This window comes from Pseudomonas sp. PS02302 (assembly GCF_029959585.1).
Taxonomy (GTDB): domain Bacteria; phylum Pseudomonadota; class Gammaproteobacteria; order Pseudomonadales; family Pseudomonadaceae; genus Chryseomonas; species Chryseomonas aestiva.
In genome coordinates this window covers 1-25,305 of sequence record NZ_JASCON010000079.1, presented here as the reverse complement: position 1 = coordinate 25,305, position 25,305 = coordinate 1, and the positions used below count along the sequence as shown (strand labels likewise).

The 25,305-nt window shown below is 60.1% G+C and carries 19 protein-coding genes and 1 other RNA gene; 8 read left to right on the top strand and 12 right to left on the bottom strand.

Annotated features, from left to right (window positions below; all coding sequences use genetic code 11):
* From QMX82_RS20965 to QMX82_RS20955, 3 genes are all read left to right on the top strand, one after another.
* Nucleotides 1-3,768: GH36-type glycosyl hydrolase domain-containing protein (locus tag QMX82_RS20965; protein ID WP_442969407.1), on the top strand; the 3,768-nt coding region annotated here is incomplete at its 5' end.
* 233 nt (nucleotides 3,769-4,001) lie between these two features.
* On the top strand, nucleotides 4,002-4,202 hold the full coding sequence (locus QMX82_RS20960; protein WP_027597919.1) for a hypothetical protein: 201 nt from the start codon (nucleotides 4,002-4,004) through the stop codon (nucleotides 4,200-4,202).
* 75 nt (nucleotides 4,203-4,277) lie between these two features.
* Nucleotides 4,278-5,000, top strand: coding sequence for a Crp/Fnr family transcriptional regulator (locus QMX82_RS20955; protein ID WP_027597920.1), 723 nt, complete (start codon nucleotides 4,278-4,280; stop codon nucleotides 4,998-5,000).
* A gap of 134 nt (nucleotides 5,001-5,134) precedes the next feature.
* On the opposite strand, the gene QMX82_RS20950 is transcribed toward QMX82_RS20955, so the two are convergent.
* Together QMX82_RS20950 and QMX82_RS20945 are read right to left on the bottom strand one after the other, a co-directional pair.
* Entirely contained in the window at nucleotides 5,135-7,231 is a 2,097-nt protein-coding gene (locus QMX82_RS20950; RefSeq protein WP_144949305.1) for a sensor domain-containing protein, read from the bottom strand.
* A 1,396-nt stretch (nucleotides 7,232-8,627) separates the two neighbouring features.
* Nucleotides 8,628-8,795, bottom strand: coding sequence for a hypothetical protein (locus QMX82_RS20945; RefSeq protein ID WP_156930129.1), 168 nt, complete (start codon nucleotides 8,793-8,795; stop codon nucleotides 8,628-8,630).
* 201 nt (nucleotides 8,796-8,996) lie between these two features.
* On the opposite strand from QMX82_RS20945, the gene QMX82_RS20940 reads away from it, so the two are divergent.
* Nucleotides 8,997-9,617 (top strand): tyrosine-type recombinase/integrase, encoded by a 621-nt coding sequence (locus tag QMX82_RS20940; RefSeq protein ID WP_027597921.1) that lies wholly within the window; start codon nucleotides 8,997-8,999, stop codon nucleotides 9,615-9,617.
* A 276-nt stretch (nucleotides 9,618-9,893) separates the two neighbouring features.
* Here QMX82_RS20940 and QMX82_RS20935 read toward each other — a convergent pair whose 3' ends face one another.
* Nucleotides 9,894-10,445: a TetR/AcrR family transcriptional regulator gene (locus QMX82_RS20935; protein WP_144949302.1), complete on the bottom strand. Its 552-nt coding sequence runs from the start codon at nucleotides 10,443-10,445 to the stop codon at nucleotides 9,894-9,896.
* A gap of 693 nt (nucleotides 10,446-11,138) precedes the next feature.
* Here QMX82_RS20935 and QMX82_RS20930 point away from each other — a divergent pair.
* On the top strand, nucleotides 11,139-12,290 hold the full coding sequence (locus QMX82_RS20930) for an MFS transporter (protein WP_144949299.1): 1,152 nt from the start codon (nucleotides 11,139-11,141) through the stop codon (nucleotides 12,288-12,290).
* Nucleotides 12,291-12,940: 650 nt separating this feature from the next.
* The gene (locus QMX82_RS20925; RefSeq protein WP_144949296.1) at nucleotides 12,941-13,714 is read left to right on the top strand and encodes a glycosyltransferase family 2 protein; all 774 of its coding nucleotides are present in this window, start codon (nucleotides 12,941-12,943) and stop codon (nucleotides 13,712-13,714) included.
* 112 nt (nucleotides 13,715-13,826) lie between these two features.
* Here the strand turns inward: QMX82_RS20925 and QMX82_RS20920 are convergent, their stop codons facing one another.
* Entirely contained in the window at nucleotides 13,827-14,330 is a 504-nt protein-coding gene (locus tag QMX82_RS20920; RefSeq protein ID WP_282287180.1) for a hypothetical protein, read from the bottom strand.
* A 54-nt stretch (nucleotides 14,331-14,384) separates the two neighbouring features.
* Entirely contained in the window at nucleotides 14,385-15,260 is an 876-nt protein-coding gene (locus QMX82_RS20915) for an alpha/beta fold hydrolase (protein WP_282287178.1), read from the bottom strand.
* A gap of 228 nt (nucleotides 15,261-15,488) precedes the next feature.
* Here QMX82_RS20915 and QMX82_RS20910 point away from each other — a divergent pair, with 228 nt between their 5' ends.
* Both QMX82_RS20910 and QMX82_RS20905 read left to right on the top strand, forming a co-directional pair.
* A complete protein-coding gene (locus tag QMX82_RS20910) occupies nucleotides 15,489-16,307 on the top strand; it encodes an MFS transporter (RefSeq protein ID WP_282287176.1) in 819 nt (272 codons plus the stop codon).
* Nucleotides 16,308-16,358: 51 nt separating this feature from the next.
* Nucleotides 16,359-16,832: a hypothetical protein gene (locus QMX82_RS20905; RefSeq protein ID WP_282287174.1), complete on the top strand. Its 474-nt coding sequence runs from the start codon at nucleotides 16,359-16,361 to the stop codon at nucleotides 16,830-16,832.
* Nucleotides 16,833-16,912: 80 nt separating this feature from the next.
* Here the strand turns inward: QMX82_RS20905 and QMX82_RS20900 are convergent, their stop codons facing one another.
* The 7 genes from QMX82_RS20900 to QMX82_RS20870 form a co-directional block, all read right to left on the bottom strand.
* A complete protein-coding gene (locus QMX82_RS20900; protein ID WP_133860796.1) occupies nucleotides 16,913-18,139 on the bottom strand; it encodes an HD-GYP domain-containing protein in 1,227 nt (408 codons plus the stop codon).
* 183 nt (nucleotides 18,140-18,322) lie between these two features.
* Nucleotides 18,323-19,951, bottom strand: a complete 1,629-nt coding sequence (locus tag QMX82_RS20895) for a methyl-accepting chemotaxis protein (RefSeq protein WP_282287172.1) — start codon at nucleotides 19,949-19,951, stop codon at nucleotides 18,323-18,325.
* A gap of 140 nt (nucleotides 19,952-20,091) precedes the next feature.
* Nucleotides 20,092-20,733: a response regulator transcription factor gene (locus tag QMX82_RS20890; RefSeq protein WP_187979476.1), complete on the bottom strand. Its 642-nt coding sequence runs from the start codon at nucleotides 20,731-20,733 to the stop codon at nucleotides 20,092-20,094.
* A complete protein-coding gene (locus tag QMX82_RS20885) occupies nucleotides 20,730-21,788 on the bottom strand; it encodes a sensor histidine kinase (protein WP_282287169.1) in 1,059 nt (352 codons plus the stop codon). The genes QMX82_RS20890 and QMX82_RS20885 overlap by 4 nt, the downstream gene beginning before the upstream one ends.
* Nucleotides 21,789-21,828: 40 nt before the next feature.
* Nucleotides 21,829-21,899: non-coding RNA, sX9 sRNA (locus QMX82_RS20880), on the bottom strand.
* Between the two features lie 81 nt (nucleotides 21,900-21,980).
* The gene (locus QMX82_RS20875; RefSeq protein WP_208691445.1) at nucleotides 21,981-23,288 is read right to left on the bottom strand and encodes an ABC transporter ATP-binding protein; all 1,308 of its coding nucleotides are present in this window, start codon (nucleotides 23,286-23,288) and stop codon (nucleotides 21,981-21,983) included.
* A 201-nt stretch (nucleotides 23,289-23,489) separates the two neighbouring features.
* Nucleotides 23,490-25,244, bottom strand: coding sequence for an ABC transporter permease (locus QMX82_RS20870; RefSeq protein WP_282287167.1), 1,755 nt, complete (start codon nucleotides 25,242-25,244; stop codon nucleotides 23,490-23,492).
* Between the last annotated feature and the right edge of the window lie 61 nt (nucleotides 25,245-25,305).

Sequence of the window (25,305 nt, the reverse complement as noted above, 5' to 3'; positions counted from 1 at the left end):
GCCGGCGGGGGCTACAGCCGCCGCGACAATCTGGCCGTCACGCGCTGGCAGGAAGACATCACCTGCGACAACACCGGCACCTTCTGTTACCTCCGCGACGTGGACAGCGGCGACTTCTGGTCTTCGGCGCACCAGCCCACCTTACGCAAGACGGAGGGCTTCGAGGCGATATTCACCGATGCCAGGGCCGAGTTTCGGGTCCGCGAACGTGATTTCGATGTCCATACCGAAATCGTCGTCTCGCCGGAGGACGATATCGAATTACGGCGCCTGCACATCAGCAATCGCAGTGGACGGCGCCGAACCCTGGAGCTTACCAGCTACGCGGAAGTGGTCCTGGCCCCCGCCTTGAGCGACGCCTTGCACCCGGCATTCAGCAAGCTGTTCGTGCAAAGCGAACTGCTCACCCCGCTGCAGGCCATCCTGTGTAGCCGGCGGCCGCGCTCCAGTGATGAAAAGGTGCCGTGGTTGTGTCACCTGCTGGCAGTCCACGATGCGGACATCGCGGCGATCTCCTACGAAACCGATCGAGCCCGCTTCATCGGGCGTGGGCGCAATTTGACGCACCCCGCCGCCATGGATGCCGAGGCACTTTCCGGTACCGCCGGCGCAGTGCTCGACCCCATCGTGGCCATTCGCTGCCGGATCACCTTCGACCCAGGCCAGATCGCCACCATCGACCTGGTGACCGGCGTGAGTGACAACCGTGAGGGTTGCCTCCAGCTGATCAACAAATACCGCGACCGCCGCCTCGCTGACCGCGTCTTCGACCTGAGCTGGACCCACAGCCAGGTGCTGCTGCGCCAGCTCAACACCTCCCACGCCGAGGCGCGGTTGTTCGAGCAGATGGCTGCGTCCATCATCTATACCAATCCCTCACTGCGGGCCGCACCGAATATCCTCGCGGCCAATCAGCGCAATCAAAGCGGCCTCTGGGGCCAGGCGATCTCGGGCGACCGACCCATAGTGCTGCTGCAGATTTCCACGGCTATCCATATCGATCTGGTGCGCAAGCTGGTGCAGGCTCACGCCTACTGGCGACACAAAGGGCTCAGTGTCGACCTGGTGATCTGGAACGAAGACCAAGCGGGATATAGGCAGGACCTGCAGGACTCGATCATGGAGCTGGTTACCTCCGGCAGCGAGGCGCACCTGATCGATCGGCCAGGTGGCATCTTCGTGCGGCCGGCGCAACAGCTCTCCCATGAGGATCGCGTGCTGATGCTGGCGGTCGCTCACCTGGTGCTCAGCGATGAGCGCGGCAGTCTCGCCGAGCAGGTCCACCGGCGCCGCGCGGAACCGAAGCTACCTGCCTTCGCGGCGGAGCTGTTGCCCCGCATCGCTCCGACCCCCGCGATTCCGCTGGCCGATGCGTCCCTGATCCTCGGCAATCCCCATGGCGGCTTCAGCGCCGATGGCAAGGAATACGTCATTCACTCGCAGGCCGGACAGCGCACGCCAGCGCCCTGGGTGAACGTGCTGGCAAACCCCAACTTCGGCAGCGTGATTTCGGAAAGCGGCAACGCCTACACCTGGTACGAAAATGCCCACGAGTTCCGTCTGACCCCGTGGCGCAACGATCCGGTCAGCGATCCAGGCGACGAGACCCTCTACCTTCGTGACGAGGACAGCGGCCACTACTGGTCGCCCACGCCCTTGCCCCGTCCTGGCAAGGGTACCTACGTGACCCGGCATGGCTTTGGCTACAGCGTCTTCGAACACGAAGAAGACGGTATCCGCAGCGAATTGTGGGTCTACGTATCGCTACAGGATCCGCTCAAGTTCTCGCACCTGAAAATCCATAACGCCTCGGCTCGTCCCCGGCGGCTGTCGATCACTGGCTACGTGGCCTGGGTACTCGGGGATCTTCGCGAGAAGGCCTGCATGCACGTGGTCAGCGAGACCGACCCGAACAGCGGCGCGCTCTTCGCACGCAATAGCTACTCCATCGAGTTTCCGGGCCGTGTGGCCTTCTATGACGTCGATCTGCCGATCGCCAGCAGTACCGCCGGCCGCGGTGACTTCATCGGTCGCAATGGGCATCTCGGTGCCCCTGCCGCGATGGCGCAGCCCCACCTGTCCGGACGCAGTGGTCCAGGGCTAGATCCTTGCGCCGCCCTGCGGGTAGATGTGCAACTGGCGCCTGACGAAAAGCGTAGCGTCACCTTCCGGCTCGGCGCCGCGCAGGATGCCACCTCCGCATCCCGTCTGGTGCTGCGCATGCGGGGCAACGTCACCGCAGAAGCGGAATTGCAATGCGTCCGCGAGCACTGGCACGACACGCTGTGCAAGCTGCAGATCACTACGCCGGAGCCGGCCGTGGACGTACTGGTCAACGGCTGGCTGATGTATCAGGTGATCGCCTGTCGCTTCTGGGCCCGCAGTGGCTATTACCAATCCGGCGGGGCGTTCGGTTTCCGCGATCAGTTGCAGGACAGCATGGCCATGCTGCATGCCGACCCGGCCGCGGTTCGCCAGCACCTGCTGCTGTGCGCTGCCCATCAATTCATCGAAGGCGACGTGCAGCATTGGTGGCACCCGCCCCTGGATCGGGGTGTGCGTACCCGCTGCTCCGACGACTATCTCTGGCTGGCCTGGGCGACCAGCCGCTACGTCAAGGTCACAGGTGATGCCAGTGTCCTCTTGGAAAGCGTGGGTTACCTGGAAGGACGCGCACTCAGCCAGGGTGAACAGTCCTATTACGACCTGCCGACCCACTCCCCCTTACGAGAGACGCTGTACCAGCATTGCGTGAGGGCCATCGAGCACAGCTTGGCGCGTGGCGCTCACGGCTTGCCGCTGATGGGTGACGGCGACTGGAACGATGGCATGAATCGCGTCGGCGAAGGGGGCAAGGGTGAGAGCGTCTGGCTCGGCTTCTTTGGCTACGACGTGCTCCGCCGCTTCGCCACCACCGCCCTGCTCCATGACGATGCCGCCTTTGCCAAGCGCTGCGAAGAAGAGGCCGAGACGTTGCGCTTCAGTCTCGATGCGCACGCGTGGGACGGAGACTGGTATCGCCGCGCCTACTTCGACGATGGTACGCCCCTGGGTTCGGTCGGCAATGATGAATGCCGCATCGACTCCATCGCCCAGAGTTGGTCGGTGCTGTCGGGCGCGGCGCCAGAGCCGCGCCAACGCGCGGCCATGGCGTCTCTGGAGCAGCACCTCATGCGTCGTGATATCGGCCTGGTGCAGCTGCTTGATCCGCCCTTCGACCAGGGTGTACTTGATCCTGGCTACATCAAGGGCTATGTACCCGGTGTTCGCGAGAACGGTGGGCAGTACACCCATGCGGCGGTGTGGGCGGGCATGGCGTTTGCCAAGTTGGGAGACAGTGCCCGGGCATGGGAGCTACTGCGGATGATCAATCCAGTCGGCCACGGGAACGATGCCACCGCCACCTACAAGGTCGAGCCCTATGTCGTGGCTGCCGATGTCTATGGCATGCCGCCCCACGAAGGACGGGGTGGTTGGAGCTGGTACACCGGCTCCGCCGGCTGGATGTATCAGCTGATCGTCGAGTCGCTCCTCGGCGTGCAACGCAGCGGCAGCCAGTTGCGCATCCGCCCGGTGCTACCGGCAGAGTGGGCGACCTTCAGCCTGGACTACCGGTTCGGCACCACCCTCTACCGCATTGCGCTTTCCCGCGGCGACCTGCCCCAGCCGACCATGCAAATGGACGGCACGATGGTGCAAGGCGACAGCATCGATTTGATCGACGATGGCCTGGAGCATCAGGTCGATGTGCGCTGGCCGGACAACTAGAGCTGCGCAATGCCAGAGCGCTCCGAGCCCTTCGCAGGAGCGCGCGAGACAGAGGGACAGGACTTGACGACGAAGGACCAGCGAAAAGCCGCATCATGCAAGGACATCCCCATATTCCCGACTGGGACAGGGCCCTCTGAACGAACGGCTGGTCTGCGGACACAAGCACGGCAACCTGCCTCGAGGAGGGCGCTACACAGCAACATCGCTCATACAGCCACAAGGAAGCCGTCATGCTTGCCTATTTCGTCGTTTCAAAAAGTTCGGGCAACATCATTCGGGTCACCAGGCGCGACGTCAGGCCGGCGGACTCCGCAACCGTCACCTTCCGCGAGGCATTGCCCAGCGAGCTGGCTCGCTACGAGTCTGCATACGCCCACGGTCAGGACCTGATCAACATCGCCGATACGGCGAGCCGTCCCAGCAGCGCCTGACGCCAAGGGAGCATTCGTGGGTGACGCCAGGCGTATAGTGTCGGCTCAATCCGACCGAACTGCCGAAGAGAAGCCATGCCCGAAGACTCCAAGCCACAGCGCAATAGCTTGTTGGCTGCTCTACCTGGTGACGTCCAGCAACGGCTTTCTTCGCACCTGGAGCTCGTCCATCTGGCGCTGGGTCAGGTGCTCTATGAATCTGGTGAGTCCGTACGCCACGTGTACTTCCCCACCGACTCGATCGTTTCGCTGCTCAACGTGATGGAAAACGGCGCCTCGGCGGAAATCGCCGTGGTAGGCAATGAAGGCCTGGTGGGCATCTCGCTGTTCATGGGCGGCGAGAGCACACCTAGCCGTGCCGTGGTACAGAGCGGCGGCTATGCGTATCGGCTGCAAGGTCAGCGCCTGACGGAAGAATTTGATCGACACGGTGACATGCTGGTACTGATGCTGCGATATACCCAGGCGCTGATCACCCAGATGTCGCAGACCGCTGTCTGTAACCGCCATCACTCGATAGACCAGCAGCTGTGTCGTTGGCTGTTATTGTCGCTGGATCGTCTGCCCGGTGATCAGCTGAACATGACTCAGGAATTGATCGCCAACATGCTCGGCGTGCGCCGCGAAGGAGTAACCGAGGCCGCAGGCAAGCTGCAGCGCCAGGGCGTGATCGAATACAGCCGCGGCCACATTACGGTACTCGACCGTAAGCTGCTCGAACAGTTGAGTTGCGAATGCTATGCCGTAGTGAAAAAGGAAACCGATCGACTCCTGTCATATCTGCCGCTACGTGGTTAAGACACCTACAGACCTCGCAGCGTGGCTGGAGCGTCAACATGCCTGTAGGCGAAAAAGCCCATTGCACATCCAGTCTGACTTTCCGAGCCAGTACCACGGCCCAGCACCTTACGCACAGGGCATTTCTGGAGAGATCAAGCTGTAGACAAGCGCTGCTGGCTAAGAAAGTAGGACATATCCATGGCTTCCAAGGGCTTACTGAAGAAAAACCCTTGGGCCTGATCGCATCCGCTATTCATAAAAAAATTTGCTTCGGCAGAGGTTTCTATGCCTTCAGCTATGACGGTGAGGCCTAGGCTTTTCGCCATTGAGAGCATGGCACCGACCACCGCCACCCTGTTGCTATCCAAATCGATATCTTGAACAAATGACCTGTCTATTTTTAAAAAATCAAAGGGCATACGGGTCAAGTATGAAAAGCTCGAATAACCGGTACCAAAGTCATCAAGCGCAAGCAAAACACCTGCTTCTTTCAGCACCTCCAACCGTATCAGGCACTTGCTCAAATCCTTTATGAAGATCGTCTCCGTCACTTCCAGCTGCAGCAGCCCCGGATCCAGCTCACAATCGCGCAACACCGTGGCAACGTAGTCTGCGTAGGAGTCGTCTTCCAACTCCAACGCTGAAACATTGACGGCAATCTTGATCTCACCTAAACCCAGCGCCTTCCATTGTCCTATTTGCGTACAGGCTTCCTTAATCGCCCACCGACCTAACGCCACTACCAGTCTCGTCGCCTCAGCGACGGGAATAAAACTATTTGGCGCCACTTCTCCCAAAACATCATTGCGCCATCTCATCAACGCTTCGACACCCACCACCGTACCGTTCGAAAGATCGATCTTAGGCTGATAAACAAGCCTGATCTCGTCAAGATCGATACACTGACGTAGACCCTCCTCGATCTTCTGCCGCTTCTGCGCCTGAGCGCCTATCTCATCGCTAAAGAAGGTATACCCGTTTCGGCCGCTTTGTTTCGTCCGGTACATGGCAGTGTCAGCCTGCGCAATGAGCGAATCTATATCGACATGCTCTTGCGGAGAAAACCCTACACCCATGCTGATCGTAATGCGAATTTCATGGTCATCTATGAAATGAGGCTCATTGCAACTGGATATGATTTTTTTTGCGACCTTTTCGGCCGCTTCGCAATTCTTGAGTCCTGCGAGCAACACTAAAAACTCATCGCCGCCCTGCCTGCTCACCGTATCCTCTTCCCGCACACATCCTGACAGTCGAGCAGCAACCGAAACCAGAAGCTTATCGCCTACCGAGTGCCCAAAGGAATCGTTTATCCCTTTGAAGTTATCCAAGTCCAGAAAGATTATCGCGACGTTTGAATGGTTCCTGACGGCGGATCGCAAGGATTGTGCTGCCCTGTCGCGGAACAACAGGCGATTGGGCAGATGGGTCAATTGATCATGCTCCGCCAGATAAGTCATCTTGGCTTTCATGGCACGTTCCATCGAAACATCATGGAATACGATGACCGCCCCCGTTACCGCCCCCTTTTCATCGATCATCGGCGCGGTGGAGTCCTCGATGTCTATTGCTCCACCGTTCCGTCTCAGTAGAACAGCGCCGGCACTTAATCCTGTAGGCGCACGCTTGCTCAGTGCCAGTTCAACCGGATGAGGTATATCGCCAAATGCCCCATCAAGCTTGACTTTCATGACATCGCTGACAAGTTTCCCTTTTGCCAATTCTTTCGGCCATCCCGTCAGCTTCTCGGCAGCCGGATTAATATATTCAACCTTTCCTGCACCGTCAGTACCTATGACTCCGTCGCTGATGGAGTCCAAAGTGATCTTTGCTCTCGACAAAACGCTATTGCGGATGCGGTATCCCTCAGAACCCGTCCAGACGTCTTGTAAGACCTGTACCAAGAGACGAGGATGGGAAAACTCATCACCCATATAAAGGTGCGCACCTTCTTGAATTGCGAAATCTACGCGGGCACGGAATGACTCTGCCCCTAAAAGCATAACTGGAATGGGAGAGCTTTTTTTCGCGGCGACACCCAAGAGCTCCAGGATTTTAGCGGGTTTCAGGACGCTCTTTGTCAATACCAGGACGATAACATCCGGCCCCCCTTCATCCTTGAGCGCCTCTAATGCTGAACTAACGCTACTAAAATGCGACACACCAAAGACAGTAGATGCAGAACCAATGCTTTTTATGAATCCAGAAGCTCGTGCTTTTGTAGAAACAATCATCAGATTGACGTCCATCACCACCTCTACCTAGCCCACCCTTCCCATACAGTTATCATAAAATAGCTTTATGAATCACGTAGCGCGCTCGACTACATTCATCTATAAAATAACAATCATCAAACCGTATCTAACCAAACAGAGCATCATAATCTACAAGACATCCTGGCGCGAAATCAAAAACACCATCGTATAGATCACCCACTCTGACTCTGCAGCCGGCCCGCATGAAAATCGACTTTCTCTAAATTTCAAAAGCACCACCACCAGAGGGCTAGCCCATCACCGTATTTTTATAGAACGTGCTATCGAAATAGCGCATCCCACCATCAGGAGACTGTCAAAATAAGATGGTAAACTAGATGTCCCGCTGCACAATCTAACATCGCTCTGACCCTTGAGGGCCTTCGATCATTGCCTAGAGCAGAGCGAGCCACCGCACTCTTTTCAGAGAGATGCGCAGGCCATCCAAGTGGCCCTTTACCAAAAATCAAAAACAAGACTAGAAAACAAGACTATCAAGACCACGCCGATCAGCAAAAAATACAATATGCCTTCTGTAGCCGCTGAATCCTTTGGCATGTCACCCCCAAAAGGCCTAGATGCGTGCCACACGCACCGCGCGAAGTCACAAAACAACGAAACGCAAGAGACTCTGCGCAACTATTGAAATCCACATTCAAATCATGGCAGCGCAACTAACCAGCAACGAATACGGCTAGAAAACGGCATCTGCAGCAATACTGCAGATCACCATCATTGGCAGGAAAAGCCAAAGCCGGCAGACCGGATAAACCCTGCATCCATCATATTGTTTTAAAGGCACGCCAAGCATTCCAGGTGAGAGATATCTGGCTGTCAAACGTCCTCATGGGCCATTTTAAATATTGACCCGCCCTTTTCATCAGGAGCGGAATGCCCAAGGGCATCCTATCCATTACACCGCGCCCATAAACCCAGGTAGTAACAGGAAATCCCTTTCCACCCATGACAGCATCATTGAATTGCAACAAGCAAAACCATTCACCGACGCCTTGGACCTGTTATGCCCCTGACTATGCGCCCATTGCTGACTCGCTATAATAAAATTCCGCGCCTGGGGACAGGCGGTCAGTATTCAAGATCTATCTCGAGCTGCTCTATAAGCACAGAAAAGGGAGTTTGCTGCTACTCATATTTCCCTGCAATCGGTGACGCAAGCGGCAAACTTGGATGCAGATTCTACGTCTGGATCTCGGGCATCTAATCGCCAGAATTTGGTCATTGCGACAGCCATGAGCATGACGCGCCCCGCGGCAAGGCTCGTTGGTGAGCAGCTGAGAGTCAGGCGGCCGCAGCCCTCCTGGGTCGCCATCCTTGTTAGTGCTTGAGCGCGGTGAATCGACGTCCAGGGCAAAGGTAAATCACCTCCAGGTTAGATACCGAAGACCTCGACGGCGAAGTCCTTCTGCATGTCTAGCAGCCAGAAGTCTAGAAAGACTGCGCGTTTATCGGCGTCACAGCGCAGCGGCTTGTCGGACTGGCGTTCCTCATCCCGCGGCTTTTGCTCGGTATTGCCTTTCAGGAATCGAGCGCGATCCACGGTTCGCTAGCCGGCATCACTGCCACCTCGAGCGCATCCGCTTGACGAGCTTTGCCAAGGCACTGAGCGATTTGAGCGGTAGCAGTCGCTTATCGATGTCCTCTTCTGGCCGTTTCCGGCTCGGCGGCCGGCTGACGGGTCGGATAGCTCCGTCCCCTTGTCAGGCCCATGCTTGTACTCCCTCACTAAGGAGAACAAGCCATGAAAGCGATAGCAGTCGCTAGCCACGAGCCTTGGAACAAGGGAAAGCTCGTTGGTCAGAAAGCCCCGCTCCGGATTAGGGATATCTGGGCTATCCGCGTCAGACTCCAGCTTGCGGAGAAAACCAGGGACTTGGCTCTTTTTGACTTGGCAATCGACAGCAAGCTGCGCGCCTGCGACCTCACCAGACTGCGCGTGCGGGACATAGCCCACGGGGAGCACGTCTCGCCGAGAGCTATGGTGATGCAGCTAAAAACTCATCGTCCGGTGCAGTTTGAGATCACAGAGCAGACACGCTCAGCTGTGGAGGCTTGGATAGGCCGTGCCAAGCTTCGAAGCGAGAACTTCCTCTTCCCAAGTAGGCTTGCCCACTCCGAGCATATTTCCACCCGACAGTACGCACGGATCGTCAAAGCCTGGGTGACAGCGATTGGCTTGGATCCAGCCTTGTACGGAACACATACCCTGCGACGAACCAAGGCGTCGCTGATCTACCGCAGAACAAAGAACCTCAGGGCCGTACAGCTCTTACTGGGCCATACGAAGCTGGAAAGCACTGTCAGGTACCTTGGCATAGAGGTAGACGACGCTCTGGAGATGGCCGAGCAGACAGAGGTTTAGCCGCATGACCTGGCGACGGCTGCGGGGCCGTCGCTATCCGACCCATTGCAGACCTTCGCGTGGGGCGGCAGTCGGCCAGAAGCGGCCATTCGAACCGGTTTCCGTTCTAATGAAATACCATAGGTCTCAGGCCATACCCAAATATGGGCATGGCACCCGGAGGCTAACACGTTTGTCTCATCATTGAGGAACGATGTGAATAGAGCCACCCAATTCCATATAGGCATGGATACGCTGCCAGATAACACCTTCTTTTTTGTTCGCCACCATTAAATCTTACAGCTCGGATAGTCTAACTATCATTTTGTAAGCGTCTTCACGAGTAATGGGAATTATTGATCGATGAAGAATGATTCCCTCAATCAAAGAATCTAGCGCGACTGCTGATAAGCGGGAGAAATAGAGTTCGAGTGATCCTCTAATTTCAAGCATCCAGTCTTTCATAACATTCTTCATGGCAGGATTACGACCTGCAAAAATATAGAGCTCGCAAGTCAGTTGGATCGTTCTAGTGCCGAATGTGGATCTTTCAAAGATAACATCCACTATCGCATGGCAAGCGTCTTCTTTGGTCTTTGCTTTTCGAATTGCTGCTACAAATCGAGTAGATACGCATTTAGCCAACACCTGAAATGCCTCAAGCAGCAGATCGTGCATGCTCGGGAAGTAGTGTGTAAGTGACCCGAGAGGTACGCCCGACAGTTCGGCAATTTTCCGGTACGTTGTGCATACAACCCCGTGCAGTTCGATGCAGTCTAGGGTTGCCTTGAGGATGTGCTCCCTGCGATGAGGGTCTTGCCGCCAAGTCTTCCGTTTCTCATTTGTCATGCATGCTCCTATCTCAGCCGGCTGACATTAGCACAGAATGTTAAATCGTACAAATGTACGATTTTATTGACGCTGACTATCGCTCGCAGTAAGATATAATCCGTACATCTGTACGATTTCTAGTGCTGAGCAAGAGATCGAACCAAATAGCTGATAGATCGAAAGTTTTGGATGAACGAATTGACCGGTGTTGCTGATGGATTTTTGTATGACCAAAATTTCTGAACTAGAATATCCGATCAAGATAGTGGCAAGCATCAATGGTTGTAACAAGGTTGCCGGAATATCGGTGCTGTCGGCCTGTCGCGGGAGGATATGCAACTCACGCTTCATCACAAGATGATCAAAAACACCCGCGCCATATTATTTGAAGAGATTTTATGACAACGCTGAATGCATCAATCCATGCATCAGCTACTGGGTAGATATTAGGTAGCAGTCGGTACAGGGCGCCGCTGATGGTCATGGGGACAGTTGATCTCTTTTGGTACAGGGAGGCTGCGCACTGACTCGTATCGGCTAAAATGCCGGCGGAAAACTCGGCTACTCACCGGGCGTCTTTACTGTGGAGCGCTACATCCGTGAGAAATGGGCGTAGCTTTCAATGTCGGATGCGTCAGCAAGGCTTTTATTATCGGCCTGCAACGTAAGTTGTAGGCATGGTATTCTTTTGCTAACTTCAGGCTTTATTAGATGAACAGTACCGAGCAAGCTTCTTTTACCCCTAATACGCTAACTGCCTCCAGATATGCATTTTTCCTAGCGGGATCTTGCCTGGGTGCATGGGCACCTTTGGTTCCATTTGCTAAGGAAAGGGCGCAGATAGGTGAGGCGGAACTTGGTCTACTCCTCTTGGGCCTCGGTACCGGATCAATGTGCATGATGCCGTTTGTGGCCCGTTTAGCTAATCGAATTGGCTGCAGAAGTACTGTCTATCTTGCAAGCGCTGTTACCGCTGTTGCCCTTGTTGGTCTGGCAACTACCACTTCATATTGGGCACTCTTGGCTTTCCTGTTGTTGTTTGGGGCCGCCATCGGTACAGCCGATGTAAACATGAATCTTCAAGGCTCGCTTGTTGAGCGCCACCACAGCAAGCAGATGATGTCTGGTTTTCATGGGCTAGCCAGCGTCGGAAATATTTTCGGTGCGGGCACAGTTAGCCTGCTGCTCTGGCTAGGCCTCAATCCCGTGCAGTCAGTCCTTATGTTAGCTCTTGGATTGGGCGTGGCGCTCTTATCTCTTGGTCGTCACATGCTCCCGTTTGCGGAGCTTGAGGGGGCACCAGCTAAAATGAAACCAACCAAGCTGGTGTTACTACTAGCGGGGCTGTGCTTCATCGCTTTTCTGGTTGAGGGTTCTATGCTCGACTGGAGTGCCGTCTATCTAACTTCGAACCGGGACATGGAGCCTGATATTGCGGGAATCGGGTATGCTGCGTTTTCGGTAACCATGGCAATAGGGAGGCTGTCAGGCGATTGGATCGTAAGCAAGGTAGGCTCACGAGCAGTGTTACTAGTAGGAAGTGTATTGGCAATGGGCGGTATGTCGTTGGCGGTAGGCATCGACTATTGGATAGTTTCGGTTTTTGGCTTCGTGCTCGTCGGATTAGGAATCTCGAATCTCGTTCCGATATTTTGCTCCAAGGCAGGACATCAGACTGTAATGCCCGTCGCTCAAGCGCTGGCAATCGTCAATGCGATTGGCTACCTAGGGATACTGATGGGGCCGGCTGCGATAGGATTTATCGCTCATGCAACGTCCCTAAGCTTTTCTTTGCTCTTCACCTCAGCGTTACTGATCCTAGTCCTCTGTGGCGCCAAGATTGCATCATACAAACAACGTTAGTCCAGGCAGGTGATCGCCATCTCGGGGCACAGGCGGCGATCGCCTTTTATCTTCTTGGAAATTACCCTGCTGCCGCGCTGGAATGGTGGAGATTCTGTCGCCTTGCGACTCTCTCACTTCGAGCGCGCAGTGTAGAAATAGCACGCGATCCTTGGAGAAGAAATATCCAGCGAGCATCTTCCTTACCGGCTTACTCGTCGCCTTAATTTCTACTATACCTTTTCGCCGTGGGGATATATGGATTTGCAACCCGGCCAGACAAACCAAAAAGTTCACATGGAACCGTAAGTCGCGAAGCAGCCTCTCATGTTTACCAGAGGTAACCGCGATTACATGCGTACCATTTTCCTTTAGCTTGCCTGCCGGCGATGAGCATTGCATACCCCGCACTGGATTCATTTTTAGATAGTGTCGATATGAATATGGATAAGTACGTGATCAAAAACTTCGAAGCCATACCCTGCGGTTGTTTGCTATTCGCCTATGATCAGGGCACCAACGAAAACCGGGTATTATGTTTTGTCGACATGCAAAACATCGTCCTGTAGCAAGACGTACCCTTTATGAATGGCCAAGCCGGTGATGAGCTGGCTAGGCCGCGTCTAGATTAGGGCTATAATAGCCTTTGAACTTTCAGTTATTGAGTACATATGATGCAATTTAGCGAAAGTAGCGATATCACTCTGGTTGTCACCAGTTGTGGACGGTTCGACCTGTTGACGCGCACGCTTAAAACGTTTGACCAGTTCAACTCCGCACCGATTCGTACCGTGCTAATTACCGAAGACTCCGGAGATGCCCAAGTTGAAGCTTGCATCCCCGAGCACTGGCGTCCGTTCACCCGCTTCATCATCAACAACCCGAAACTCGGACAAATGCGCTCGGTAGATGCCGCCTATGCACTTATCGAAACGTCATGGGTGTTCCACTGCGAGGATGACTGGGACTTCTACCGCCCACGCTTTGTCGAAGAGTCCATTACCCTGCTGGAAAACGATCCGCAGGCGCTGCAAGTCTGGCTGCGCAGCTACAGCCATGATCTACGGGTGCATAGCCCTTACTTGTACCTTAATGCCCGAGAAGTGGTGCAGGGCATCCCCTTCTACAGGCTGGGCTCGCATAAGCCCGAGTGGCAGGGTTTTTCATTCAATCCTGGCCTGCGGCGCCTGAAAGACTATAAAGAACATGCCCCCTATGCCGCACACAGCGGCGAAAAGAAGCTGGCGGGCATCTATGCAGCGAAAAACCGTTACGCTTTGATTCTGGAAAACGACGCAGTCTTGCACACAGGCTTCGACAACCACGTCGAGCTCCCGCAGGAACGCATTAACAAGCAGCGGCGTAAGCTTCGTGATCGTATTAAACTGCTGGGCGCACTGGTTGTCGGGGTAATCATAGGTTGGGCATTCAGTAATGTTGGCTGACAAGCTGAAAACAGACTTGAGCAAACATCGCTGCTTGCTTCAGCGCGGCTTTGGTTGCCTGTATTTCGAGCTACATCTTTTGGGATTCGGAAAAGTCCACCAATGACCTAGTTTACGTATTGATCGCTTTGGCAGGGCAGGTCTTTCTGATAGACGTTGAGGGCAGCCGGTTGTTACCTTCGATCAACCTTTGGCGATCTCGCTCGTAACGCCGCATGTGCTTGAAGTTGCGCAGACGCAGCCTCTTGCGCAGGGGGCGGTGGAAAGTTTTCATGTCGGATATGTCGATCAGACCAAATGTACCGTCCGGGATGAGGCTCACGTTAGCCAGATGCGCAGAGCGAAAATAGATCCCATTTTTAATGCAGGTCAATTTCATCCCTACCCAACGAGACGAATGCCTATATCTTTTCGAGACTTTCAGGAAGTAGGCATATCTAACGCCTGACGGGGCAGCCAAGCGGCTGCTTTTGGCCGGTAGCTGCTCACCGCCAACGTCCGCTATGGGTCGATTGCTGTCATTAGCTATTTCCGGTTTTGGTATTTCCAGAATGTCGCAACAATTTCGGGAACCGACACTGGCTGCAGCCTTATCCGCCCGTTCAACTATCGCCAATTTCTTTCCTGACGGCGTGGCAGGGGCTTTCCTGCCACGTCGCTCAGCTTTGGCTTAAAGCCCATACACCCGCTTGGCAAAACCGGCGATGGCGTCCGCCATGGCCTTGGGTTGCTCGGGTGCCATGGCATGGCCCGCATTGGCAATGACCTGATGTTCGACTCGCGCCCCCAACATGCCTTTGAGGATATTCGGGATGACCACGGCATCATGCTCACCTTGCAGGTCGAGGATGGGCACCTGATTTCCGGCGGACCAGTAACTGTCCACCGGCGTATGGTCGCGGGCATAGCCCTCGGCGTCATGGGTCTGCCCGTACCAGCCGGTCAGCCAGGGCCGCGGATCGTTGCCTGGCGCAAAGAACGCCTGCTTGAGATAGGTCAGCCGCTGCGCCTCGGGTAGGGCGTAGTTGCCGGAGCCATTGATTGCCTCTTTGAGACGCCCATAGGGCTTCTCCTTGGAATCGGCCGGCAGCTTGCCAATCGATGCGGCGGCCAGGACGATGCCTTTGACCAGATCCGGACGATCTACCGCCAGCACGCGCGCAGGCTGGCTACCCCAGGCATGCCCCACCACCACAGCGGGTCCACTTTTCACCTCGTCGAGTACCTGGGCCACGTCGGCGGCGAAGTCGTGGAGCGTCAGCTCGGCCATGGGCGCCTTGCTGCCATTGACGCCTCGCGGCTCAGGGCGCAGGACCCGATAGCCATCGGCGGCAAGTTGGGCGGCGACCTCGTCGTAGTCATGGGCACCCCGGCCAAGGGACGGCAGGATGACGATGACCTTGCCCTTACCCTGATCAAGCACCTGAATGCTGACATCGCCCTTCACACTCTGAAAGCTTCGTACGGGTTCCGCCGCAAGGGCCGCCAGGCTGAGAGTCAGGGCGCCGAGGGTGAGGCAGCCGGTAGTGAAACGCTGTTTGATCATTGCACCTGTTCCTTGTCGTTTTCGGACGTCACGCAGCAGGCGTGATCCCCGAACGTGATGCAAAGCCTCTCGCAGAACAAATGCTTTATCCGGATGGATCTCCATAATGCACCGGCATGGATAGGCACATGCCGAAACGCTATGAGGAGCCATGTCGAAAAGGTTTTGGCGGGCAAACGAAGGGCCGCCCTAAGCTGGCGCGACCCCTACAAGAACAAGGTCCGCCCTATGCCAACTTCATCCGTCCACCAGGGGCAAGGCCTCGATCCGGTCGTGCAGCGAGCCTGCCGCAAGGCCGCCTTGCGCCTAGTGCCGCTACTGGCCCTCGCCTACTTCTTCAACTACCTCGACCGCACCAATGTCGGCTTCGCCTCCCTGACCATGAACGACGATCTGGGCCTCACCGCCGCCCAGTTCGGCTTTGCCGCCGGGATCTTCTACCTCGGCTATTGCCTGTTCGAGGTGCCCAGCAACCTGGCACTGTATCGCTTCGGCGCCCGACGCTGGTTGGCGCGGATCATGATCACCTGGGGGCTGTGCGCGGCGGCCACGGCCCTTGCCCAGGGTCCGACCAGCTATGCGGTAATCCGCCTCCTGGCCGGCATCGCCGAGGCAGGCTTCTTTCCCGGCGTGATCTTCTTTCTATCGCTATGGTTTCCGGTGCAGTACCGCACCCGGGTGATGGCCTGGTTTCTCTTCGCCATCCCGCTGTCCTCGGTGCTGGGTGGCCCCCTGTCCGCCGCCATGCTCCAGTTGGACGGCCTCTGGGGCTACGCCGGTTGGCAATGGCTGCTGGTGCTGCAAGGGCTGCCGGCCTGCTTCCTGGGCGTGCTCTGCCTGAAGATGCTGGCCGATCAGCCCGCCCAGGCTACCTGGCTCAGCGCGGAAGAACGCCAGGCCCTGCAAGGCGCGCTGGACGCCGAACAGGCCAGCAAGGGCACCCACAGCTTTCGGCAGTCGCTCAAGGACGGCCGCGTCTGGCTGCTGGCGGCCATCCTTTTCAGCTACATCATCGGCATCCTGGGTATCGGCGTCTGGCTGCCGTAGATCCTCAAGAGCCATCACCTCACCACCCTGCAGATCGGCTGGATCTCCGCGGTGCCCTACATCATCGCCAGCGGCGCCATGCTGATCTGGGCGCGGGTCCTGGCCGGCAAGCGGCGCTACATCCTGCACCTCGCCCTCACCTGTGGTACCGGCGCGGCGGGCTTTCTGTTTTCGGTGATGTTCAACGAACTGCTACCGGCCCTGATCGGACTCACCGTCGCGCTGATCGGCCTGTGCTCGGTGCGCACCTGCTTCTACAGCATTCCAGCGACCTTTCTCAGCAGACAGGCCGCGGCGGGCGGCATCGCCTTCATCAACGCCACCGGCAGCCTGGGTGGCCTGGTCGGTCCCTACGCCGTGGGTTGGCTCAAGGATGCGACCGGCTCCTTCACCGCCGGCCTGCTGGGCATGGGCTGCATGCTGTGCCTGGCCACATTGCTGACCGGCGTGCTGGGTCTGGTCGCGCAGCGTGACCGGATCAAAGGCGTGGTCGTGAATTCGGTCGCCACGTCGATTGCTAGCTGAGCAAAGCCGCTTGGCGCCGGCCGAATCCAGGACGGGCCAGACAGCGCAACGAGGACCGTCCCTGTGCGCTCGTTTCGCACTCAGCCCGGCACCACCAGCCCCTTGGCGCGGTAGGCGTCGATATCGATGCCATAGGCACCCGAGGGTTTTACCGCGCGGACGCTGATGAGGCGCCCCTGCTCATCGAGCGGATTGCGCGCCAGGTCGAGTACCTGCTCTGGTCGCGGCTGCTTGCTGGTGTCCAGCACGATCAGCACCCGCGGCTTCAATTTGCTGCCGGCGTCGAAGCCGATGATGATACCCACCTCGCCGGTGCTCAGCTCGACGATCTCGCCCGGCGGATAGACGCCGATCAGCTGGATGAAGGCCAGGACGACGACTTCGTCGAATTGCGTGCCCCGGGCTTCGAAGAGGACGCGCAAGGCTTCCAGGCTGGAACGGCCCTCGCTGTAGGGGCGATCGCTGGTGATGGCGTCGTAGGCATCCACCACGGCGATGATCTTGGCCTTGAAGGGGATGCGCTGCGCTGGCAACTGGCGGGGGTAGCCCTTGCCATCCATGCGTTCGTGGTGGGTATGGGCGACGTCGACCGCGGCAGGCGGCACCTCGCTGTTGGCCATCAGCAACTGATGGCCGTAGGTGGTATGGGCCTGCATAATGCGGAATTCTTCCTCGGTCAGGCGGCCCGGCTTGTTGAGGATCTCGTCGGGCACCTTGATCTTGCCGACGTCGTGCAGCATGCCGCACACCCCGAGTTCTTCCAGTTCGAGGGGCAGCATGCCCAGCGTCTTGCCCAGGGCGATGGCATAGAGCGAGACGCGCAGGCAGTGTTCCGCGGTGTAGTGGTCACGCTGCTTGATGCGCGCCAGCCAGAGGCTGGCCGCGGGGTGCTTGAGCACGCTCTCGACGCACTCTCCCACCGCCCGCCGGACTTCGCTGACGTTGAGTTCCTTGCCGAACCTGACGGCGTCGAGCAGCCGCATCGACACGGCGCGGGCGTCGCGCCACACGGGCTCGGTGGCCTTGACCTCATCCCGGTAGTCGATGGCATAGGTCTTGGTCTGGTCGCCGACCGCCAGATTAGCGGCCAGGTTGGCCGATAGCGGCGTCACGGCAGGACTCTGCCGCCGGTCCACCCAGACGAATTCGCAGGTGTCACGCAGGGTGCGGAGGTCCTGCACGCTCTGGATGGGGAAACCCTGAAACAGGAAGGGCGTGCCTTCCCAGGGCCGATCCAGTTCGCAGACGTACATGCCCAGCTGCAACTGGGACACGGGGACTCTGATGCTGTATTGGGGCAGCGCCATGGCTTCTCGGCAAGCACGTCGGTGGGCGGGATCTAATAGGTATTACAATAACCATTGATACCAAAATGCCACCATTCAGGGAAGCATTCGTCCTGCCCGCGCCGATGAGCTGGCAAAAAACAGTGGTCAGAGGTAACTGTTTGTAAATTCAGGGCGCGCGATACCAGACTGCGCGCCCTCCCCTCACGCCAGCTTGAAGCGTCGTACCAGTGTCTGCAGTTCGCCGGCCAGTTCCGACAGTTGCTCGCTGGCGCCCACGGTTTCGCGGTTGCCGTCGCTGGTCTGCACCGACAGATCACGAATGCTGATGAGGTTGCGGTCCACCTCGCGCGAGACGTGGGCCTGCTCTTCGGACGCGGTGGCGATCTGCAGGTTGCGCTCATCGATCAGGCGCACGGCCTGGAGGATGTCGCTCAGCGCCGCCCCGGCTTCCTGGGCCACCGCGTGGGTGGCCTGGGCCTGGGTGGTGCTGAGCTGCATGGAGTCAAGGGCTTCGGCCGAGCCCTTCTGGATCGCCTGGATCATCTGCTCGATCTCGCGGGTCGAGGTCTGGGTGCGGTGCGCCAGGGCGCGGACCTCGTCGGCGACCACGGCGAAACCGCGACCCTGTTCGCCCGCCCGGGCCGCTTCGATGGCGGCATTGAGCGCCAGCAGATTGGTCTGCTCGGCGATTGAGCCGATCACGCTGAGCACCTGGCTGATGTCCTGCGCCTGTCCGGCCAGGCCTTCGACCTGCACCGAGGTGGACTGCACCTGTTCGGTGAGGCGCTGCATGGCATCGAGGGCCTGGCCGACCTTGGCATTGCCGTTTTCCGCGGCGACGCTGGAGTCCCGCGCGGCCTGGGAGGTGGACGAGGCGTTGCGGGCCACCTCTTCCACCGCGGCGCTCATCTCGGTGACCGCGGTAGCGGCCTGGTCGATCTCGGCGTTCTGACTCGCCAGGGCACGGCTGGCCTGGTCGGTGACGGCGTGCATGGTGCGCGCGGTGTCGCTCAGGCGGCTGGAAGAACTGGATATGCCATGCAGGGTGTCCTTGAGGTTGTCCTGCATCTGCGCCAGGGCGCGCATCAGCCCGGCGGCTTCGTCCTTGCCGGTGGGATCGATCTTGCCGGTCAGCTCGCCCTGGGCGATGGCGTTGGCCACGGCCAGGGAAGCGCCGATCGGCTGGGCCAGGCTACGGGTCAGCCGCCAGGCCAGCAGCAGGGTCACCAGCACCGCCAGCAGCATGATGCCGACGACAATGCTGACGCTGCGGTCATAGATGCCGGTGGCTGCTACACCTGCCTGACGGGCGCCTTCGCCGTTGAATTCGCGCAGCCGGGTCAGTTGCTCCTGATAGCCTTCGGCGCGCTGGCGCTGCTCGCCATTGGCCAGTTTGAGGGCTTCGGCGCGATCGCTGGCGGCCAGGGTCACCACCCGATCCAGTCCGTCCAGATAGCCTTTCATCTGCAGCGCGGCCTGGTCGAAGTTGCTGCGTTCCTCGGCGGTGGAAATCAGGTGGTCACGGTAATAGGCCGTCCGGGCGTTCATCAGATCGCGATTCACCTGGATCTGCCGGGTGGCGAGGGCCATGGCCGCGCTGTCCTCGCTGGCCAGCAGCCGGATGCTTTCCAGGCGGGTGTGCAGCAGCGCGACCTGGATGTCATCGGTGGTCTGGACGCTCGCCAGCCATTCGGCTTCCATCGCCTGCTCGGTGGCGCGCAGGGCCTTGAGCTGGACCAGGGCGAAGGCGCCGAGCAGCATCACGAACAGGGTGACCGCACCGAAGCAGAGGGTGGCGCGGGGGGCGATGCGTAGCTGACGAAGATTCAAGACGGGCTCCTTGGATCGGCGGAAGGCGATCCTCTAAAGCCCGTATCGACTGACTAATGCCTTTCTTTAGCGCGTCAGCGATTGGCGCGACAAGAATACTGTGGAGCTTGTCCAGCGGCTGCATGGCGCGTCGCAATGGCCTAGCCGCGTGACGCCTCCAGCCGCTCCACCATCTTGACCAATTCCGCCAGGGAGCCGGCCTGCAGCTTGCGCATGAGGGCCGCGCGGCGCACCTTCACGGTGATCTCGCTGACCCCCAGCTGGGCGGCGATCTGCTTGTTGAGCAGGCCGGTCACCACCCGCGCCAGCACCGCCCGTTCGCCGTCGTTGAGAGTGTCGAGGCGGGTCTGCAGGGCCTGCAATTGCCGGCGCTGGGCATGGGCGTCCTGTGCCTTGCGCAGCGCCTGGTCGATGGCATCGAGCAGGTCCTGGTCACGAAACGGCTTGGTGAGGAATTCCAGGGCGCCCTGCTTCATCGCCCGGACCGACATGGGGATGTCGCCATGGCCGGTGATGAAGATGATCGGCAAGGCCAGGCCACGCCGCTGCAATTCCTGCTGCAGATCCAGGCCGTTCATGCCGGGCATGCGCACGTCCAGCACCAGGCAGCCCGGTTCGTCCAGCCGCGCCCGGTGGAGAAAATCGGCGGCCGAGACATAGCTGCGGGTGCTGAGCCCCACGGACGCCAGCAGGTCTTCCACGGCGGCGCGCACCGAGGCGTCGTCGTCCACCAGGTGGACCCGCGCGGACTGGGTCTGGTCGGTCAGGCTTTGAGAGGTCATGGTTGTGGATCCTTGGGCAGGCTGCAGTAGACCCCAGTGCCGCCTTCCGGCAGCGAGGTGGCCCAGATTCGCCCGCCATGGGCTTCGACGATGGAGCGACTGAGCGCCAGTCCCAGGCCCATGCCCTGCGCCTTGGTGGTGTAGAAGGCCTCGAACATCTGCTCGCGCGCCATGGGCGTCAAGCCGCGACCGCTGTCTTCCACGCCCAGGCGGATGGCGCCGGCGGTGTCCTGTCCCACCTGGATGACCACCCGCCGCTGCTCGGGCGGCATCCCTTCGAGGGCGTCCAGGGCGTTGAGCAGCAGATTGAGGATGACCTGCTGCAGCTGGCTTTCGTCGGCCAGCAGCGGCGGCAGACCCTCCTGCAGGCGGACCTCCACGGCGACCTGACGCTGGCTCAATTCGGCGCGGACGAAATCCAGCACCTGCTCCACGGTATCGGCGACGTTCAGCCAATCCTTGGCCACCTGCGCCTGGCGCACCAGGCTGCGCACCCGGGCGATCACCGCGCTGGCGCGGTGGGCGTCGTCGATGACCCGCTGCGCCGCCTGCACGGCGCGCTCCACCTGCGGCGGCTGATTGCTCAGCCAACGCTGGCAGGCGTTGCCACTGGCGGCGATGGCGGTGAGCGGCTGGTTCACCTCATGGGCGATGGATGCGGCCAGTTCACCCAGCTGGCTCAGGCGCCCGGCCTGGGCCAGGCGTGTCCGGGCCGCGTCGGCGGCGCGCTTGGCGGCCTCCAGGCGCAGGGACAGGGCAGCGACCGCGACAATGGCCAGGAGGCTGATGATGCAGTTGACCAGCCCGGCCTCCTGATCCCCGCTCCGGGTGGCGACATAGCTGCAGAGCACCAGCAGCGTGCAGCCCAGCGCGGTGATCGTGACCCCGCGCGCCGACAGGAAGCCGGCCGCCAGCAGCACCACCACCACCTGGAAGACGCCGATGGCGATCTCCCGGTCGGTGAAGGTGTCCAGCAGGGCGATGCCCAGCGCCAGGGCGCAGAGGCCTCCTAGCCGCAGCCAGTGGGTGGTGGTGGCGAAGGGTCGTCGATCCATGGCCAGTCTCTCGTTCGTGGTCGCGTAGACGTCCTAGAGCGGCTAAGAAAACGTAGCGAGCGGCTGTCAGGCGGGTGCGCGCGGCGCGCAGGAACCGCACCGGGCTCGCGTACGAGTGTATGGGGATACATGAGGATTCCGAGCACTGCACGCGCCCGTCTGGCGGACGCGCAGTAGTTTTATTAGTCGCTCTTAACCCGGGTTTTCCAGGCTGAACATATCAGCCGCCTGATCATAGGCGAAGAGTTCACCATAGCGCCCCCACTGGATGGCGCTGCCGAGGGTGCGCGCGGCGTCGGCTTCGTCCATGAAGTCCTCCAGTTCGTCGCGGAAACGCCGCGCCGGCGCCGTGTGGCCCTGGCGATCGTCCAGCACCCGACGGATATGGGCCACCAGGGGCACGAAGTTGAGCAACTGGCGGGCGAACAGCTGCTTGCGCACGTCCACCCCCGCCTCGACATAGGCGCGCCCGGCCGGCAGCAGGCGCAGATCGCCACCTTCGAGGACCGCCAGGCGCAGCAGTTGCAGCACCTCGGCCAGGGGAAAGAGCTCGTCCAGTGCATAGCCCAGCCCACCGGCCAGTTCCGGCAGGTCGGCGCGGCCGTCGTAGGGCGCGGCCTGGACCGCCTCCAGCAGACCGGCCAGGGCGTTGGTGGACACGGTCGGCAGCCGCATGCCCAGGCCGTTGCCGGGAACACCCCCTTCGTGGGGCGCCGGCGTGGTCTCGCCGGTCATGCGCACATAGATTTCCTCCACCAGTTCGCGGAAGGCCGGATCGTGGCGATTGCGCGGCTGCGGCAGGTCGATGCGGATCTCGCTGGCGACGCGCCCGGGATTGCTGGAGAAGATCAGCACCCGATCGCAGAGCAGCACCGCCTCGGCGATGTTGTGGGTGACCATCAGGATCGAGCGGATCGGCATGCGCCCTTCGACCCAGAGGTCGAGCAGGTCGGTGCGCAGCGTCTCGGCGGTGAGCACGTCCAGCGCCGAGAAGGGTTCGTCCATCAGCAGCACGTCCGGGTGCACCACCAGGGCACGGGCCAGGCCGACGCGCTGGCGCATGCCGCCGGAGAGCTCCTTGGGATAGGCACTCTCGAAGCCGTCCAGGCCGATCAGGTCGATGGCGGCCAGGGCGCGGCGACGGCGCTCGTCCAGCGGCACGTGCAGCGCCTCCAGGCCGATCTCGACGTTCTGCAGCACGGTCAGCCAGGGAAACAGCGCGAAGCTCTGGAACACCATGCTGACCCGGGCGCGCTGGCCGTCGTCCTTGGGCGGGAAAGCGACGGTGCCGCCGCTGGGGGTGAGCAGCCCGGCGATGGATCTGAGCAGGGTCGACTTGCCCGAGCCGGAGCGCCCCAGCAGGCCGACGATCTCGTTTTCGTGCAGGGTCAGGGACACTTCGTCCAGCACGACCCGGGCCGGGCCACCGGCGTTGCCGTACAGCTGGCGGATGTTCTGCACGTCGATGAGCGGACGCGGGTTCAGGGTGGTCAGGTTCATGGCGGTTCTCCTCTGGAGCCTGTTTAAAGGCTAGCGAGCTAGAGACAGACAAGGCCTAGGCGGCCCCGCGAAAATGGCTGAGGAAGCGGACCGGGCTCGCGCTCGAGTTTACGAGCGGTAAATGAGCATTCCGACCGGGCTGGCGGCCCAGGCCATTTCCAACGCAGTTCGGCCGACGCGCAGCAGCCTTTGAACAGGCTCTTAGTCGAGCCGCAGGCGCCGCTCGGCATAGGCATACAGGGGCCGCCAGAGCAGCCGGTTGAAACCGAGGACAAAGATCGACATCACCACGATGCCCAGGGCGACCCGGGGGAAGTCGCCGGCGGCGGTCATCTGCGCGATGTAGGCGCCCAGGCCATGGGCCTGCAGGCGCTCGTTGCCCCAGCTCACCACCTCGGCGACGATGCTGGCGTTCCAGGAACCGCCCGCGGCGGTCAGGGCGCCGGTGACGTAGTAGGGAAAGATCGCCGGCAGGGCCAGCTGCCGCCACCACTGCCAGCGCCTGAGGCCGAACAGCCGGGCCGCTTCGCGCAGGTCGTTGGGCAGCACGCTGGCGCCGGCGATGACGTTGAACAGGATGTACCACTGGGTGCCCAGCACCATCAGCGGCGACAGCCAGATGTCCGGATTGAGGTGGAAGCTGACGATGCCCACCACCGCCACCGGGAACAGCACGTTGGCCGGAAAGGCGGCGAGGAACTGGGCCACCGCCTGCAAACGCTGCGACCAGCCCGGGCGCAGGCCGATCCAGACGCCGATGGGCACCCAGATCAGGCTGGCGACAGCGATCAGCAGCAGCACCCGGGCCATGGTCAGCAGACCCAGGCCGAGCACCGAGACCGCTTCCACCCAGTAGACGTCGGCGGCGATGAAGCGATACAGCGCAAAGATGCCATAGGGCAGCACCAGCAGCAGCGCGCCGTACCAGAGCACGTCCAGCCCGCGTTGCAGCCAGGCACGGCTTTGCGGCGCCAGGTGCCAGTGCGGCCAGGGACGGCGGATCCGCGGGGTGGCGAGCTGGATGCAGAAGCTGCCGAAGCCACCCAACATGCGGCCCAGGCGCGCGCGGCGGACCAGGTCGTAGACCCAGGAGCGCGGCACCTGCTGGCTGGCGGTCTGCTCGACGCGGAAGCGATCGGCCCAGGCCACCACCGGGCGGAAGAACAGCTGGTCGTAGACCAGGATCACCAGTCCCATGGCCAGCACCGCCCAGCCGATGGCGGCGATGTCCTGCCGGGCGATGGCCAGCGCCAGCCAGGAGCCGATGCCCGGCAGGTTGATGGTGTTGTCGCCCACGGTGATGGCTTCCGAGGCCACCACGAAGAACCAGCCACCGGACATGGACATCATGGTGTTCCATACCAGACCAGGGATGGCGAACGGCAGCTCCAGGCGAAAGAATCGCCGCCAGGGCGACAGCCCGAACTGGCGACTCACCTGCTGCAGGTCCTCGGGCACCGTGCGCAGCGACTGGTAGAAGCCGAACGCCATGTTCCAGGCCTGGCTGGTGAAGATGGCGAAGATGGCGGCGCACTCGGCGCCCAGTTGCCGCCCCGGGAACAGGCCCAGGAAGAAGCTGACGGTAAAGGTCAGGAAGCCGAGGATGGGCACTGACTGCAGGATGTCGATGGCCGGCAGGATCAGCAGCTCCGCCTTGCGACTCTTGGCCGCCAGGGTGGCGAAGACGAAGGTGAACAGCAGCGAGGCGCCCAGGGCGATGAACATACGCAGGGTGGTGCGCAGGGCGTACTCGGGCAGCCGTGCCAGGTCCAGGGTCATGGGATCGGCGTCGAGCACGGCCAGGGGCGCGCGCATCTCGGCGACGCCATGCCAGATCAGCGCCAGGGCGATCAGCCCGAGGGCCAGGCAGAGGGCATCGGCCCACAGGGAAGCGGGACGTTGCCGCAGCGAGCGCGGCGCCACGGCGGGGGTGTAGAGGCCAGGAAGGGTCTTCATGGCGTACCTCTTTGCAGGGGGCCTTGGGAGCGTGTCCGGCCCTGCCGCGCAGGGTCCGGAC